Here is a 15,473-nt window from a genome sequence, read left to right as displayed (position 1 = left end):
TGCGGTAGGAGCGCGGGACGTAGAGGAAGCGGTGTGGCGAACGCCTAACCGGTATCTGTCCCAGCGGGATCGAGCGGGATTCAGCTGGACGGAAACGTGCCGCTTTGTCCGGTGTTTCAGCATCGTTGCAGGTGAGAGGGGTCGCGCTTATGGGTTCGAGTCCCACCCGCCCCACTGAGTATCCCCAGGCAGAATCGTTCTGACCTGGGGAAACGCGGTTTCTGGGGTCATTCTGTGTTATGTGTTCGCCTCACGGTGGTGTGGCGAACGTGGGCCTTCAGGTGCCGAGGGCGCTTCCTGTGTGGCTGTGACCTGGGCTTTTCTGGTTCCGGGGCCGTGGGAGGGTTAACAGCGCCCTGTACCTACGGATGTCTCCTCGCGGGGTCCGCCGCCCACCCGTCCAGTCAGCCGCTGCGTCGGCGAGCGCGCAGGGCTGCCCAGTGGCGTAGGCGTTCGCTGATCTGGGCTTCGTAGCCGTTGTGGGTGGGCTGGTAGTAGGTCTCGTGGTCCATGGCGTCGGGGAAGTAGTCGGCGCCGGAGAAGCCGTCGGTGGTGTCGGGGTCGTACTGGTAGTCCTTTCCGTAGCCGAGGTCCTTCATCAGCCGGGTCGGGGCGTTGAGGATGTGGGTGGGTGGCATGAGTGAGCCGGTGCGGCGGGCGGCGGCATGTGCGGCGTTGAAGCCGCGGTAGACGGCGATGGACTTGGGAGCGGTGGCGAGGTAGACGACGGCCTGGGCGATCGCCAACTCGCCCTCGGGGGAGCCGAGTCGCTCGTACACGTCCCAGGCGGCGAGTGCCTGCTGGACGGCGTGGGGGTCGGCGATGCCGATGTCCTCGACTCCGAAGCGGACCAGGCGGCGGGCCACGAACAGGGGGTCCTCGCCGCCGTCGAGCATGCGGGCGAGCCAGTACAGGGCCGCGTCCGGGTCGGAGCCGCGCATCGACTTGTGGAGCGCGGAGATCAGGTTGTAGTGGCCTTCCTGCGCCTTGTCGTACAGCGGGGCGCGCTGCTGGATGTGGTGGGCGAGCGCGGCGGTGTCCAGGGGGGTGCCGGGGTGCGGGAGGGCCTGGAGCTGTTCGGCGATGTTGAGGAGGTAGCGGCCGTCGCCGTCGGCCATGGCGATCAGGGCGCGGCGGGCGTCGTCGTTAAGGGGCAGCCGGTGGCCGGTGAGGTCCTCGGCGCGGTCGAGGAGGGTGGACAGGGCGGCTTCGTCGAGGCGTTTGAGGACGAGGACCTGGGTGCGGGAGAGGAGGGCTCCGTTGAGTTCGAAGCTCGGGTTCTCCGTGGTGGCGCCGACGAGGGTGATCGTGCCGTCCTCGACGTAGGGCAGGAAGCTGTCCTGCTGGGCGCGGTTGAAGCGGTGGATCTCGTCGACGAACAGCAGGGTGCCCTGGCCGATGGTGCGTCGGCTGCGGGCGGCGGCGAAGACCTTGCGCAGCTCCGCCACGCCGGAGAAGGTGGCCGACACCGGTTCGAAGGCCAGGTTGCTGCCGTCCGCGAGGAGGCGGGCGATGGTCGTTTTCCCGACGCCGGGCGGGCCCCACAGGATGGCGGAGCCGAGGCGCTGCGACGCGACCATGCGGCCCAGCGGGGCGTCCGGGGCCAGGAGGTGGTCCTGCCCGACGACGTCTTGCAGTCGGGTGGGACGCAGGCGGTCGGCCAGTGGCCGGGCGGGCTCCTCGTCGAAGAGAGGCAGGGTCGCTTCGGTCGGTTCCATCGGTCTCTCGGATTGCGGGCGGAGGTGTGCTTGCACGGGGCACTGACAGGCGCGGGCTCAGCGGCTCGTGGGCGCGCTTGCGGCGCTCATCAGGTACGGGGACGGGGGCGGTCGCGTTGCGGCAGCCGGGCGACGGCCAGGTCGTAGGAATCCTCGACTGCGTCGGTGACCAGCTGCTTGGTGATGCCGGGGCCCGGTCCGAGCGAGATCCAGTGCCGTTTGTCGAGGTAGCGGCCCGGGGTGATCGAGGCATAGCCGTGCACGTGCGCGCGGGCGTGTTCGGGTTCGCACTTGACCGTGATGATCTGCTCGTCGGGGTCGTCGGTGACGATCAGGAACACCTTGCCCGCGACCTTGTACACGTCGAGCCCCGGGGTGAAGGGGTATCCGTGGCTGACGCCGGGGAGGGCCAGGGCCGTGTGGCGGGCGGTGTCCTGGAGCCGGTCGCCGGCCGCGCTCACCGGGCCGCCCGCGTGCGGATGCCGTAGGTGTGCGGGTCGACGGGCCGCTCGGCCCTGGGCAGGCGAGCGACCACGAGCCGGTAGGAGTCGGTGACGAGTTCATCGACGAGTTCCTTGTCGACGCCGTCCCCGCCCTCCAGCGTGATCCAGTGTTTCTTGTTCATGTGGTAACCGGGGGTGATGTGGCTGTACTGCTCCCGCAGGGCGTGGGCCTCGCCGGGGTCCGCCTTGAGGATCACGACCGGGCGCCCCGGGACCTCGGTCATCAGCATGAACACCTTGCCGCGCACCTTGAAGACCTCCCAGTCGTCGCCGAAGGGATGCTCCAGCCGGGCTCCGGGAAGCTCCTCGGCGCACTCGGCGGCAGTCTTGTGCAGGGTCGTTCCGTTCATGAACGTTTCCTTCCTCAGGTGAGCGCGGGCTGGGCACCCCATGACGCGAGTGGCGCGCCGAGCGGTTGTGGCGGCACCACCTCCCACTCTCTCCCCGAAACCGACATAAGGTGCAGTAGGCTGCGGACACGTGATGGTCGACAAGCGACACCCCAGCCCGAGCGGACAGGCCGGACCGGCCGCGGTCCCGCTGTACGGTTTCCAGCCCCCGGTCGGCACCCCGTACGGCCTTGAAGTGAGCACCGTCGAGAAATTCTTCGCCCAGCACGACGACTGGCCGTGGAACCCGCCCCGTCCGGGCCGCGCCACCTTCCACTACCTCATCGCGATCACCGAGGGAGAGTTGCGGCACGACGTCGACCACCTCACGCGGACCGTCACCCCCGGCCAGTGGCTATGGGTGCGCCCCGGACACACGCAGTGCTGGCACCCGCCAGGCGCAGCCCGCGGCCCGTTCATCCTGTTCGAACCGGACGTGCTGCGGCCCGACATCGCCCGCCTGCTGACCCCGCTCACCGCACACGAGGCTCCTGCCGTGCTGAGCCCGCACCCCGACGACGCCGCCTGGCTCCAGCAGACGGCACTGCAGCTTCTGGACGAACACCGCGCACTCGGGCGCCGACCCCTCGACGTCCACCACGCCCTGCGGCGCAGCCTGCTCGAATCGCTGCTGCTGCGCCTGTCCAACGCCCCTGGGGTCACCCCCGCCGACACGAGTGCCGGCACGAGCCGTGGTGACACCTACAGAGGGTTCACGGACGCCCTGGAGCTGCACTTCCGCGAACTGCACCGGGCCGCGGACTACGCCGAGTTGCTCGGCTGCTCGGTCCGCACCCTCAGCCGCGCCGCCCGGGAAACCACCGGCAAGGGAGTGCGTGAGCTCATCGACGAGCGGCGCCTGCTCGAAGCCCGGCGCCTGCTGGGAAGCGCCCAATGGGATGCCCGGTCCGTGGCCGACCACCTCGGCTTCACCGACCCCGCGAACTTCGGCCGCTTCTTCCGCGACCGCACCGGTCTCACCCCGGCCACCTTCGCGGCCCGCGAAGTGACCGACGCATGAGGGAGACGCGGCGTGTCTCGGTTGCCCGGGTCTCAGTCGTCCAGGACGACGACGTGCTTGCCCGGCGTGGTGCCGGACTCGAGGTCGGCCTGGGCGTCACGGACCTGTTCCAGGCCGTGGTAGACCTTCGCGACCGGGACGTTGAGGCGTCCTTCGGCGATGGCCTGGAGCTGGTGGGCGAGGACGTCGGCCGGGAGGTCGGCGGCCTGACCGCCGTAAGAGGTCAGCCGCACCCCGCCCGGGATCATGAACGGGCTGAAGTCGGGGATCGCCCACTGGCCCGCGAGGGCTCCGGTGAAGCACACGGTGCCGTGTCGGCGGACGGTGCGGAGGGTGTCGGCGAGGACCGAGCAGCCCACCAGCTCCAGTGCGGCGTCGACACCGTCCGGCATCAGCTCGCGCACCTGGTCGGCGATCGTGCCGCTGTCGACGAGGGGATGGTCGACGCCCGCGGCCCGCAGTTCCCCGGCCCTGTCCAGGCTGCGGGTGGTGGACAGCACGGTCGCTCCGAGGTCCTTCGCAATCGTGGCCGCGCTCAGCCCGACCGTGGAGGTGCCGCCGCGGATGAGTAGCGTCTGCCCGGCCTTGAGGTCCAGGCCGTGGGTCAGCGATCCGTAGGCGGTCTGGAACATCTCCGGCAGTGCGCCGACCACGTCCCACGGCAGACTGGTCTCGAACGGGATGACCTGCTGCGCGGGGACGGTCACGTACTGGGCGTACGCGCCGTCGTACGAGCGGCCCATGCCGCCCATCATCGTGGCCACCTGCTGGCCCGGGCGTAGCCCGCTGGCCTCGTCGGCCTCCTCGATGACGCCGACGCCCTCGATGCCGGGGATGCGCGGGTAGGTGACTTCCGCGTCCGACTCGCCTTGGCGGGTGGTGACTTCGGACTCGTTGACGCCGAACGCCTTGACCTTGATCCGCACCCAGCCGGGCTTGCGGACGGGCACCGGCACCTCCTTGGTCTGAAGGGCGTCCAGGCCGCCGGGGCAGGTGACGACGACGGCCCGCATGCTCGCCGGTGTGGCGTCGTCGGCTGCTGCTGTCGGTTGGCTCATGGCGAGTTCCTCACTCTGTTCACCCCCCCTGGTGCTGTTCCGTATCGCCCCCTGGCCGTCAGGGGCGGTCGATGCCCTCCCACAGGTCGAGGACCTGCTGGTAGTGGGCGGTGCCCTCGAAGGGAGAGTTGCCGACGGTTTCCGAGGTGGGCTTGTCCGTGACGGCGGGCCACAGGCGGGAGTGCTCGCCGGTGGCGAAGTCGAGGAGGATGTCGCGGATACGGGTGTCCCGCTCGGCCTGCTCCGCGCTGCGGTCCGGCTGTTCCTGGCCGACCAGGGCGTACATCTCGGTGCCGTGCACGGCGGGCGCGCCTTCGGCGGGCCCGATCAGGAGGAGGTGGGCGGTGCCGCCGGCGGCGGCGTGGGCCAGGGCGCCGCGGGCGGCGGGGATCGCGAAGAGGTAGTCCCCCATGACCGCGGCGCGGACCTCGGCCGGGGTACGGCCGCCCTGGTCGTAGGCATCGACGATTTTCTTGGCGCGGGAGCGGGAAACGCGCCACCCCGCGACCTCGTCGACGACGCGGTCGATGGTGCCCGGGTCGAACCGGTCGAGGTCGTTCGCCACCCACCAGCCCATGTCGTCGCTGGCCATGCTCAGCAGCACGTCGACGTTCCGGTGCGCGCCCGTGGCGAGGACGTCCATGGGGTGGGCGTGCACCACCGCGCCGGGCTGCCCGATGTCAAGGACGACGCCGGTGGCTTTGTTGTCCACCCCGCCGCGTTCTCCGAGGTCCGTCGGGGCGACCTTGCGCAGGGCGTCCCTCAGGGAGAGCGGGTCGAGGTCGAGCAGCTTCTCCGGGTTGTCCGCGACACCGAGTTCGGTGACGAACCGCTCCGCGAGTTCCTCGGCCCACCAGGCCGGGATGGAGCGAGCGGGCCCGCCGGAGAACCCGGCCAGGCGCCGGTACAGGCCGTCGGCCGAGGAGGCGCCGAGCAGTCCGAAGGAGGAGTAGGCGCCGCCGCTGTGACCGTAGACGGTGACATTGTCGGGGTCTCCGCCGAAGTGGGCGATGTTTCGCTGGATCCAGGTGAGCGCGGCGATGATGTCCTGGAGGAAGAGGTTGCTGGCCTCGGCGAGCTTCCCGCCGTACTGCGAGAGCGAGAGCGGGCCCAGGGCGCCGAGTCGGTAGTTGATCGACACGCCCACCACGCGCCCCGTCGCTGCGAGACCGGCGGCGTTCGAGGTGATCTGCGTGTTCGCGCCGTACTCGAATCCGCCGCCGTGGATGTACACGGTCACCGGGAGCGCCTTGCCGGTGGGCTGCTCGGGGGCCCACACGTTCAGGTTCAGGCAGTCCTCGCCCATTCCGCTGTCCGCTTCGAGCCAGTCGCCGCTGTCGGGCTGGACGGAGACGACGCCCTTGCGGTCGTAGGGAAGGTCCGGATGGAAGTTCGCGACTACCGGGCGGCGGTACCGCTCGGCGGTGGCGTACGGGATTCCCCACCAGGACCGCACTCCTGGTGCGGTCGGGGCCTTGGGCGCGGTCGCGGTCATGGCGTGAGATTCCTTCCGGTTCGGTTCGGGTGTTTCGCGCGGCGTGTCGGCGGCTGATCGCTCGCGGTGACTCTCTCCAAGCATCCCCTGGACTCCGGAAGATCGCCGGTCGGACAGCGGTCACCCGGTGGTCATCAGGTGACACTTCGGCAACAAGATCTTGGTGCAGGCCACGAACTTCTCCTACGTGGCAGACGGCCGGATCGTCGGCTAACGGCGCCAGCTCGCCCCCCTCGGGGTGAAGCAGCAGATCGATGCCGTACCGGCGTGGTGAACCTCGTAACGCCGCGTGAGTCTTGTGTCGTGCGGGATTTCCGCTGCCGGGAGGGGCCCGTACGGTGCGGTGGCAGAGGACGAAGGCCCGCACCGGAGCGCGGGCGCCGGCGCGGGTTCACCGCAAGAGGTCGGTCTCTTCTTCTTGACCCGGCGTCTTCGCGCAGACAGCACTCGCTGCGGTGAGAGCTGTACGCCGTGTCACCGCGACCGGGCCGGGTGTGGGAGTGCTCGCCCTGCGGGCGAATACTGCAACCCTCGAATACCGGCACTCCACCAGTGGACGCGTATGCCGGCGGAGGGAATCATCGGTGCGGTCACCGGAGCCCTTCACGCGCCGCAGAGTCTCCTGCTCGGCCGCCTCGACCCTGCGGGCCAAGTGGGGACGCATTTATGCCGGCCGGCCGGAGGGCGGCATCTGCAATCCGTGCAGGAACAAGGAGCCGGATGCCAAGGAGGAATGCGCCGACTGCCACCGGATGATGATCTCCTACCGGTGCCTGCCCGACGGCGCCAGCCTCTGCCAGACTTGTGCTCCCAAGAACACTCAGACCTGCTGTCGCTTCGCGAGGAACTCATCGGTACGTACGCCGCATGCGGCGCTCAGCCTTGTAGCGCTCGCGGCGGCTCGAGGATGACGGCGCTGGAACCACGCTGCCGCGGAGGATCTCTGAGCTGTTCAGCGGCGGAGCCCTCGACGACGTCAGCGATCATGCGCCCGGCGCGTTCGAGCCGAGCCGAAGCAAGGTCGACGACGGCTTTGTCGCACAGCTCATCGATCAGGGAGGTGAGCAGCTCGGCCTGGCCGACCCAGGGCATCACGACCAGGTCGATATCCGCGACTGCCGTACCGGCACGGTTGTCGGCGCGGGTCAGGTCGCGCGCTACCTCAACGGCACATTCTGCGGCCCGAGTGCCGAGGACCAAGTTGGTACCGCGGCAGCGAACCACCGGGCGAGAGCCCGGCCGCGCGATCGGTGCGACCCAGCGCGCCGACCGTCCTCATGCTGCTCCCCCTACAGTCTCCCCGGCGACGATCCTGGCCAGGCTCCGAACCTGCTCCACGCGCTCCCCGGGGTCCTCGGCCAGCGGGTTGAGGAGGAAGGTCCGCACCCCCGCCGCTTGAAACTCCTCCAGCTGGCGGCGGATCGAGTCCTCGTCGCCCATAAGGGTGACCGCGTCCAGCAGCTCCTGGGGCACGGCCTCCGCGGCCTTCGCCTTCATCCCGGACAGGTAGAGATCCTGGATCTCTGTTGCCTCGGCCTCGTAGCCGTAGCGGCATGCCAACTGGTTGTAGAAGTTCTTGTCGCGCGCACCCATGCCGCCGATGTAGAGCGCGAGCTGGTTGCGCACCCTCTGCACCGCCTCCGGCGACGGCTCACCCAGGTGGAACTGGACCTGGAGCTGGATATCGAGCTCACCAAGCGCCGGGTCGCGCTTGCTGAATCCGGCATTAAGGGCCTCTCCCCACACCTGCTGGGCCTTCAGGGGGTGGAAAAACAGCGGCTGCCAGCCCTGCGCGATCTCCGCCACAAGGGCGACGTTCTTGACTCCGAGAGCCGCGACCGAGATCGGGATCTCCGCACGCACGGGGTGGTTGATGATCTTCATCGGTTTGCCCAGCCCGGAGCCTCCGTGCTCCTTCGCCAAAGGCACGCGGTAGTACTTGCCGTCGTACGCGAGCGGGTCGCGGCGCCAGACCTTGCGGCAGATCTCGACGACTTCGCGCGTGCGCCCCAGGGGGGCGTCGTACTTGATGCCGTGGAATCCCTCGACGACCTGGGGGCCGCTGGCCCCCAGCCCCAGAGTGAACCGGCCGTCCGAGACGTAGTCGAGGCCGGCGGCGGTCATCGCCGTCAGGGCGGGCGTGCGCGAGTAGACCTGAAGAATCGCCGACATCAGCTCGATCCTGTCGGTCTTCGCCGCGAGGTACCCCAACTTGCTGACCGCGTCGAAAGAGTAGGACTCCGGGACGGCGGCCAGATGGAGGCCGGCCTGCTCGTAGGCGAGCAGCAGCTCGACACTCTCGTCGAACCTGCCCGTATGGTTGAGGATCATGCCGAGTTTCACGGACGCAACCATTTGAATTCTCCTTGCTGTAGCGGGCCGGCGACGTCGCGACCGATGATTTTCCTTCATGATCTGGCGGTGTCTCCGTAGATCGTCTGTCGCCGTCTTGATGGCCAAACCGGGCGACACCGCGGCAGGTCCGGCGATCCTGCAGACTCTGACCTTGGCGTAGCCGTGCTGCACACGAGCGCCGCACGGCTTCCTGCCGCTGTCTCTGCCCGGGCCGGTGCCTGCACGCTCATGGCCCTACCTCGATCACGATGTGCGCGCCGAGCGCGGTCACAACCACCTTGCGGGAATGTGCCTGCTGACCGAACTCGTCCACCGCGGTCAGGATGTAGGCACCTGCAGGAGGGAGCGGGAAGCGGAACTGTCCGTGCTCGTCCGTCTGCTCCCTGGAAACGAACTCGCCTGTCCCCTGGTGGAGCAGTACGAGGGACCGGCATATGGGCACGCCAAGACGAACCGCCACACCTGTCAGCGCCAGCTCATCCGTCAGCTCCACGTGCAGCTCCATGTCCCTCTCGCGGAAGTCCAGGACAACTGCTCGGGGGGACCAACCGCGAGCATTCGCGACGACGAGGTAGCGCCCCGATCCGGGAAGGGCCACTGAGTAGCGGCCGTCGTTGTCCGTGCGTGCCCAGTCGACAGGCTCGCCCTCGAGCTGGGTGACGGTCACGATGGCCGCGTGCTCAAGAACTCCGCCACCGCCGGGCAGGATCCGGCCGTGCACCACGGTCTCGCCACCTGCGCCGGAGAGGATCCGCCGGCGCCGCGTCGGGATGAACGCGACAAGCACCACGGCCAGCAGCGACGTCGCGGCGCTGATCCAGTACATGTCCTCGAATGCCGCCAACGTGGGAAAGACCTCGCCGGCGGCTGTGGCACTGACCGACGACAGAACGGCGGCGAGCACTGCGCTCGATGTCGACCCACCGATGGCACGCATGAGCGAGTTGAGCCCGTTGGCCGAGGCCGACTCGGTGATCGGCACATGGGCCATGATGAGGGTCGGCATGGCTGCGAACGAGACCGCTGCCCCGATGCCCACCAGGCTCGCACCGAGCACCACCTCGGCAACCGAGCCCGTCGCGAAGACACGGAACAGGTAGGAGACAGACATGATCCCGGCGCCCACCAGCAAGGTGACGCGGCCGCCGAGCCGCTCCAGCATCCGCCCGGAGACGGGTGACAGGAACACCATGGCAAGGCCGACGGGCACCATGGCCAACCCGGCTTGCGTCACTGTCAATCCGAAGCCGTAGCCAGTAGCTGTCGGCATCTGCAGTTGCTGTCCGCTGGCGAGGAGGTTGGCGAACAGGGCGAAGGCAACGCCTATCGAGGCAATGTTCGTGAGCAACACGGGCCTGCTGGCCGCCGTACGCAGATCAACGATCGGATCGTTGACACGCAGTTCGTAGGGGAACCAGACGAGAAGCGCCAGGAAGCTCACGCAAAGTAGGCCCGCAACCCCGCGACTTCCCCACCCCCAATCGCCGCCCTTGGAGATGGCCAGGAGCACTGACGCCAGCGCGAGCGAGAACAGGACCGCACCGACAGAGTCGAACCGTCCCGGGGTGCGCACACTCGACTCAGGCACCAACCGGAGCACGGCGATAGTGAGCAGCACGCCACAGATCGCCGCGACCCAGAAGATGGAGTCGAACCCGAAGTGGCCGTACAGCACTCCGGACAGAGGGAGGCCCAACGCCATCCCGATGCCGAGCGTCGCGCTCATGAGGGCTACCGCGAAGCCCACGCGTTCGCGTGGCAGCGAGTCACGCATGATGCTGATCCCCACCGGGATCAGGGACGCCGCGAAACCTTGCAGGCCACGTCCGGCCACTGTGGTGACGAAGCCCCCTCCAACTGCGACGAAGATGGAGCCGGCTGTCATCGTGACGAGTGCGACGACGACCATGCGTCTCTTGCCGACCATGTCAGCCAAGCGGGACACGATAGGCGTCGCCACGGCGCCGGTCAGGATCGTGACGGTCACGGCCCAGGATGCGGTCGTCGGACCGACGTCCAGGATCTCGGGCAGATCCGGAATGAGGGGTACGACGAGCGTCTGCTGCAGGGACGCGAGCAATCCCGCAAGCGCGAGCACGGCAATGACGACGTTCGTGGATCGACCGGCGGCCCTACGAGGACTTCCGTGCGGTAGGGCCGGGGTGGCGACCGGGGCGGACGAAGCCACGTCATGCTCCTCAGAGGGTGGCAGTGCTTGCCTACCGGGAATGTTCGTGACGACTCGAGCTGACCGTCGCCGAGCCCACCCAGTGGGCGAAGGTGTCAACCGTCTCCCGCGGCGTCTGAAGCGTGTTCACCGGCGCCGCCTGGTCGGCGTAGCCGAGCGCCATCCCGCACACCAGCTGCTCATCGGGGCCCGCACCCACGAACGGAAGGATGACTTTCGCGTAGTAGTTCCAGGCGGCTTGGGGACATGTGTGCATGCCGCGCGCCCTCGCCAGCAGCATGATGTTCTGCATGAACATCCCGTAGTCCAGCAACGCCCCGCGACCCATGACCCGCTCGACCGTGAAGATCAGACCTACCGGCGCGTCGAAGAATCGGTAGTTGCGCTGCACCTGTGCGCGCATCTTTTCCTTCTCGCCCTTCGCGATGCCGAGAAGGCCGTACAGGCTCCACCCGTTCTGGCGGCGTCGATCGATGTACGGGGAGACCCATTCCTCCGGATAGAAGTCGGGCTGCTCTCGGTACAGCGACGCCAGCGAAGGATCCGCGTGAATGGCGTCGTCCGCAGCACACACCCGATCGACGAGGTCGTCTCTCGGTTGACCCTGCAGCACGTACACCTTCCACGGCTGGGTGTTCGTCCCGGACGCCGCATGACTGGCGACGCACAGGATCTCTTCGATGTCGCTGCGGTCGACCGGCTTGTCGCGCTCGAAGGCGCGGCAGGAGAGGCGGTTGGTGATGGCGGAGACGACGCTGTCGGGATCGTTCACCACCGCGGTGACTCGGGACGTGGGCAACGCAGAACTCCTCAGAAGGCCGGGAATGACGCTGGGCGACAGGCAAGCCGTCAGTTCCAGCCGCTAGATGGTGCCTGCCGCGCGCAGCTCGGCGATCCGCTGGTCCGAGAGGCCCACGTACTCACGCAGGACCTCGTCCGTGTGCGCCCCCAGCTCGGGCGCCGGCCGTACCAGCGGGGCTGGTGTATCGCTGAAGCGAGGCTGCGGCGCGGGCATCTTGAGCGAACCGATCCGCGGATGGTCCACCGTCGCGATCGTGCCGCGGGACTCGTACTGCGGGTCCGTCATGATGTCCTCGACCGAGTAGATCAGTGCGTACGCGAGTCCCTTCTCGTCCAGGATCTCGCACAGCTCCGGCACGGGGAGCGACTTGATCCAGGCTCCGACGGTCCGGTTGATCTCCGTCACGTTGGCCAGTCGCTCTGTGTGTGTCGCGAACCGTGGGTCGTCCAGCAGCTCTGGCATCACTTCGCACAGACGGCGGTACATGCGGTCCGAGGAGACCGTGAGAGCGATGTAGCGGCCGTCGCTGGTCTCGAAATGATCACCCGGAGCAGCCGCGAAGTGGAGGTTCCCTGTGCGCTCGCGATTGAGTCCCAGCTTGTCGTACGCGGTCACCATCACATCGGTGAATCGGAACACCGTTTCGTACAGCGACAGGTCGACCTGCTGGCCCCGCCCGCCGTTCACGTCTCGGTTGTACAGCGCCACCATCGTGCCGAAGGCACCGAAGAGTGCCGTCTGGTAGTCGGCGACAGCCGTGCCCGGACGCACGGGAGGACGATCGGGGTATCCGGTGATTCCCATCACTCCGCCGAAAGCAAGGCCCATGCGGTCGTAGCCTGCCCGCGTTGCCATCGGCCCTGTCTGGCCGTACCCGGAGACGCTGAGCATCACCAGTCGCGGATTCACCTGCTCCAGCTCTTTCCAGGACAGGTTCCAGCGATCGAGGGTGCCAGGGCGGAAGTTCTCCACGAGAACATCGGCGTCCTTCACCAACTCCTTCAAGATTCGCTGGCCCTCGGGCTCACGCAGATTGAGCGTGATCGACTTCTTGTTCCGCCCCTCGACGTTCCACCACAGGCTCTCACCCTCTGCGAACGGTCCGATGTGTCGAAGCGTGTCGCCGAGGCCCGGCTGCTCGACCTTGATCACGTCTGCGCCGAAATCCGCGAGCAGAGTGCCGGCGACAGGTCCGGCCACCATGGTTCCCACGTCAATCACACGCACGCCCGACAGCGGGCCCTTGTCCTTTGACATCATCGTTCTTACCTCTCCATCGATAGCGATTGACTGGCTCCGGCGGGGTTTTCGACCGCGCGTCCGCTACCTGCCCTCGAACTGAGGCGTCCTCTTCTCCCGGAAAGCGGCCAGCCCCTCGACGCGATCGGCGGAGTGGCTGTGAACGTTGCACAGGGCGCGCTCGTAGCGAAGGCCGATCGGCACCGGCTGATCGAGCGAGTCGTTCAGGGCCTGCTTCATGCGCGCCAGCACCAGTGGGCTCTTCGACGCGAGTTTTTCGGCGAGTAGCGCGACCGAGTCGTGGAGATCCCCGTCCGCGACCACCTGGCTCACCAGACCCAGCGCCATCCACTCACGGGCCGACGGCGTCTCGCCGGTGAGCATCAGGTACTTCGCGTTGTTGCTGCCGATCTTCCTGGGGAGACGCACGGTGGCTCCAGCGCCAGGGAACATGGCGAAGTTCGAGTGCGAATCACCGAGAACCGCCGACTCCGCTGCCACGACGATGTCGCAGGAGAGAACCAGCTCCAGTCCGCCGGCGACGGTGATCCCGTTGATCGCGGCGATGACCGGGGTGCCGCACGACTCGATCAGGTTCGTGAGCTCACCGATCCTCTTCACGAACTCCGCGCCGCTCTCGTGGCTGCGCTTGGCACTGTCCTTCAGATCGGCGCCGGCGCAGAATCCGCGGCCCTTCCCTGTCAGCACGATCGCGCGTACCTCGGGATCCCGGCCGCCGTCCTCGATCGCGGCGGTCAAGGAGTCCACGAGGGTTGCCGTCATCGCGTTCAGCGCGTGCGGACGATTCAGCGTGAGCCACAGCACCGCTCCGCTTCGCGTCAGCAGGAGCTCCTCGGTGGTGTCGTCTGATGCCATGATTGCCGTGACCCTTTCTGAGTTCTCGAACCTCTCGGGAGGCCGGTGACTGGTCGGTGGTGATGGAAGGGTGATGCACTTCCATCACCAGCTCTGCCTCATCGCTGCAGGATGTGGACGACGCACACCGGACCGATTCCGACCATGTGTGCCAGTCCGACTCTGGCGTCCGGTTGTTGCCGCTCCCCTGCCTCTCCGCGCAACTGCCGAGTGATCTCGGCGATCTGTCCCAGCCCCGTAGGACCGAGCGGATGTCCCATGGAGAGCAGCCCGCCCGAGGGGCTGACTGCGTGCCGCCCTCCGATGTCGAAAGCCCCCTTGGCGAGCTCGGAGGCACCCTCTCCAGGCGGACACAGTCCCATCGCCTCCACGAACAGAAGCTCTTCGATCGCGAAGGCATCATGGACCTCGACCACGTCCAGGTCTGCGGGCTCCCCGCCCCATTCCTCGTACACCGCATGGGTTGCGGCAGCCGTGAGGGCCACGTCGGCGTTGACACCCTCGAAAGCCTGGTCGCTCACAGTTGCCGAGGCGGCCACTCGTACTGCGCGCTTACTCGGCACCTGATGGCGCTGGACCGCCTCTTCTGACATGACGATGACCGCCGCCGCACCTTCGCCGATGGGCGTGATCTGGAGACCGTTCAGCGATCCAGCCACGTACGGCGGACGCAGCACCTCTTCGAGGCTGCGCTTCTTCCTGCGCTGCGCGTAAGGATTCAAGGCTCCGTTGCCGTGGTTCTTGACCGCAACGAGACCGATCTGCTCTTTGGTGTAGCCCGAGTCGGCGAGATACCTCTCCGTCAGAAGCGCATACCGAGCAAAGGGAACGTCGAAGGCCGGGGAGATCGGAGTGATACCAGTGTCCGGCGCGGCGATTCTGCCCAGCGGCTTGTCGACACCGACGGCGAGCGCCACCTCAGCCAGACCGCTGCCCACCTCCACGACGGCCTGGCGGAACGCCGTGGATCCGGTGGCGGAGGCGTTCTCGACCTGCGAGACCGCCAGACCCGTCATGCCGAGATACCGGAGCATCGGCACGCCGGCCGCCATGCCGAGGCGCGCTGTGCCGACGAAAGCCGCGTCCACGCTTGGCCATGTGAGGCCACCGTCAACGAGAGCCTCACGGATCGCATGCAGCCCGAGCTCGATGTACGACGTGTCCGTCGGGTATTGATAGGGGTGCAACCCGATACCGACGACATACACCGGTCGCAGTTCGCTGATGAGTCCCATCAGTGTTCTCCCATCGTGAAGACCACATAGGACTGCCGCAGCTCGTCGCCGCCCTGGCCGACAACCCTTGCGCCGGGACTCCAGGTGATGTCCTCCGACAAGAACGCATGAATCATGTGACCGCTCTCCAGCTGGATCTCACCCATGACAAAGGGGACGGGCCAGAAGGCGTGACGCCGGATCACGGCGGAACTTCGGAGGATGCCACGCGCCGCGAACTTGGACTCGCCGATCGCGTCAGATGGTGCTCCACACCGTTCGCACCCGAAGTGCTGACGAGGAAGTCCCCGCTGGTTGCATCGGTGGCAGATCCACCCAGTCAGCAAAACCCCGTCCTCCGAGTCTTCCCATAGCGGCGCGGTCTGAGGGGCCGATCCCGAAGGTGAGGGGTTGCTGCTTTCCATGCTCGATTTCGGCGGCGAGGACGACTGCTGCTCATCCATTTCGCTCTCCAGATCTCGTAGATACTCGGGAGAGAACACGTTGCGCGCTGCCCTGCGGCGATTTCTCAGGGGACGGCGCCACGAGCGACGCTCTGCGATCCATGTTGTGTGTCCTCATTCCTGTGTCTGGCGCCGCCGGGCTCTGATCTCG

General features: G+C 67.6%; 14 protein-coding genes. 1 reads left to right on the top strand and 13 read right to left on the bottom strand.

What is annotated here, in order from left to right; translation table 11 throughout:
• Positions 1-404: 404 nt before the first annotated feature.
• The 3 genes from ACIBCU_RS03955 to ACIBCU_RS03945 all read right to left on the bottom strand — a co-directional run bounded on the left by ACIBCU_RS03955 (position 405) and on the right by ACIBCU_RS03945 (position 2,571).
• Complete coding sequence (locus ACIBCU_RS03955; protein ID WP_399229046.1) at positions 405-1,718, bottom strand: replication-associated recombination protein A; 1,314 nt, start codon at positions 1,716-1,718, stop codon at positions 405-407.
• Between the two features lie 89 nt (positions 1,719-1,807).
• Positions 1,808-2,179 (bottom strand): MmcQ/YjbR family DNA-binding protein, encoded by a 372-nt coding sequence (locus ACIBCU_RS03950; protein ID WP_399229044.1) that lies wholly within the window; start codon positions 2,177-2,179, stop codon positions 1,808-1,810.
• On the bottom strand, positions 2,176-2,571 hold the full coding sequence (locus ACIBCU_RS03945) for an MmcQ/YjbR family DNA-binding protein (protein ID WP_399229041.1): 396 nt from the start codon (positions 2,569-2,571) through the stop codon (positions 2,176-2,178). The genes ACIBCU_RS03950 and ACIBCU_RS03945 overlap by 4 nt, the downstream gene beginning before the upstream one ends.
• Before the next feature lie 130 nt (positions 2,572-2,701).
• Here ACIBCU_RS03945 and ACIBCU_RS03940 point away from each other — a divergent pair, with 130 nt between their 5' ends.
• Complete coding sequence (locus tag ACIBCU_RS03940) at positions 2,702-3,631, top strand: helix-turn-helix domain-containing protein (protein WP_399229039.1); 930 nt, start codon at positions 2,702-2,704, stop codon at positions 3,629-3,631.
• A 32-nt stretch (positions 3,632-3,663) separates the two neighbouring features.
• On the opposite strand, the gene ACIBCU_RS03935 is transcribed toward ACIBCU_RS03940, so the two are convergent.
• From ACIBCU_RS03935 to ACIBCU_RS03890, 10 genes are all read right to left on the bottom strand, one after another.
• The gene (locus ACIBCU_RS03935; RefSeq protein WP_362938156.1) at positions 3,664-4,689 is read right to left on the bottom strand and encodes an alcohol dehydrogenase catalytic domain-containing protein; all 1,026 of its coding nucleotides are present in this window, start codon (positions 4,687-4,689) and stop codon (positions 3,664-3,666) included.
• Between the two features lie 58 nt (positions 4,690-4,747).
• Complete coding sequence (locus tag ACIBCU_RS03930) at positions 4,748-6,184, bottom strand: carboxylesterase family protein (protein ID WP_399229035.1); 1,437 nt, start codon at positions 6,182-6,184, stop codon at positions 4,748-4,750.
• An 876-nt stretch (positions 6,185-7,060) separates the two neighbouring features.
• On the bottom strand, positions 7,061-7,384 hold the full coding sequence (locus tag ACIBCU_RS03925; RefSeq protein ID WP_362938162.1) for a hypothetical protein: 324 nt from the start codon (positions 7,382-7,384) through the stop codon (positions 7,061-7,063).
• Positions 7,385-7,459: 75 nt separating this feature from the next.
• Positions 7,460-8,539, bottom strand: a complete 1,080-nt coding sequence (locus tag ACIBCU_RS03920; protein WP_399229033.1) for an LLM class F420-dependent oxidoreductase — start codon at positions 8,537-8,539, stop codon at positions 7,460-7,462.
• 226 nt (positions 8,540-8,765) lie between these two features.
• A complete protein-coding gene (locus ACIBCU_RS03915; protein WP_362938168.1) occupies positions 8,766-10,637 on the bottom strand; it encodes an MFS transporter in 1,872 nt (623 codons plus the stop codon).
• A 121-nt stretch (positions 10,638-10,758) separates the two neighbouring features.
• Complete coding sequence (locus tag ACIBCU_RS03910) at positions 10,759-11,526, bottom strand: nitroreductase (protein WP_399229031.1); 768 nt, start codon at positions 11,524-11,526, stop codon at positions 10,759-10,761.
• Positions 11,527-11,589: 63 nt separating this feature from the next.
• Positions 11,590-12,756 (bottom strand): CaiB/BaiF CoA transferase family protein, encoded by a 1,167-nt coding sequence (locus ACIBCU_RS03905; RefSeq protein WP_399229029.1) that lies wholly within the window; start codon positions 12,754-12,756, stop codon positions 11,590-11,592.
• Between the two features lie 96 nt (positions 12,757-12,852).
• Entirely contained in the window at positions 12,853-13,644 is a 792-nt protein-coding gene (locus ACIBCU_RS03900) for an enoyl-CoA hydratase/isomerase family protein (protein WP_362938177.1), read from the bottom strand.
• Positions 13,645-13,742: 98 nt separating this feature from the next.
• Positions 13,743-14,879 carry a thiolase family protein gene (locus ACIBCU_RS03895; protein ID WP_362938180.1) on the bottom strand — a complete coding sequence of 379 codons (1,137 nt, stop codon included), beginning with the start codon at positions 14,877-14,879 and terminating at the stop codon, positions 13,743-13,745.
• On the bottom strand, positions 14,879-15,322 hold the full coding sequence (locus tag ACIBCU_RS03890) for a hypothetical protein (protein ID WP_362938183.1): 444 nt from the start codon (positions 15,320-15,322) through the stop codon (positions 14,879-14,881). Before ACIBCU_RS03890 ends, ACIBCU_RS03895 begins: the two co-directional genes overlap by 1 nt.
• Positions 15,323-15,473: the final 151 nt, after the last annotated feature.

Origin of the sequence: Streptomyces sp. NPDC051064 (genome assembly GCF_044455985.1) — a bacterium.
Lineage (GTDB): Bacteria > Actinomycetota > Actinomycetes > Streptomycetales > Streptomycetaceae > Streptomyces.
This window is presented reverse-complemented; position numbering and strand designations above follow the sequence as displayed.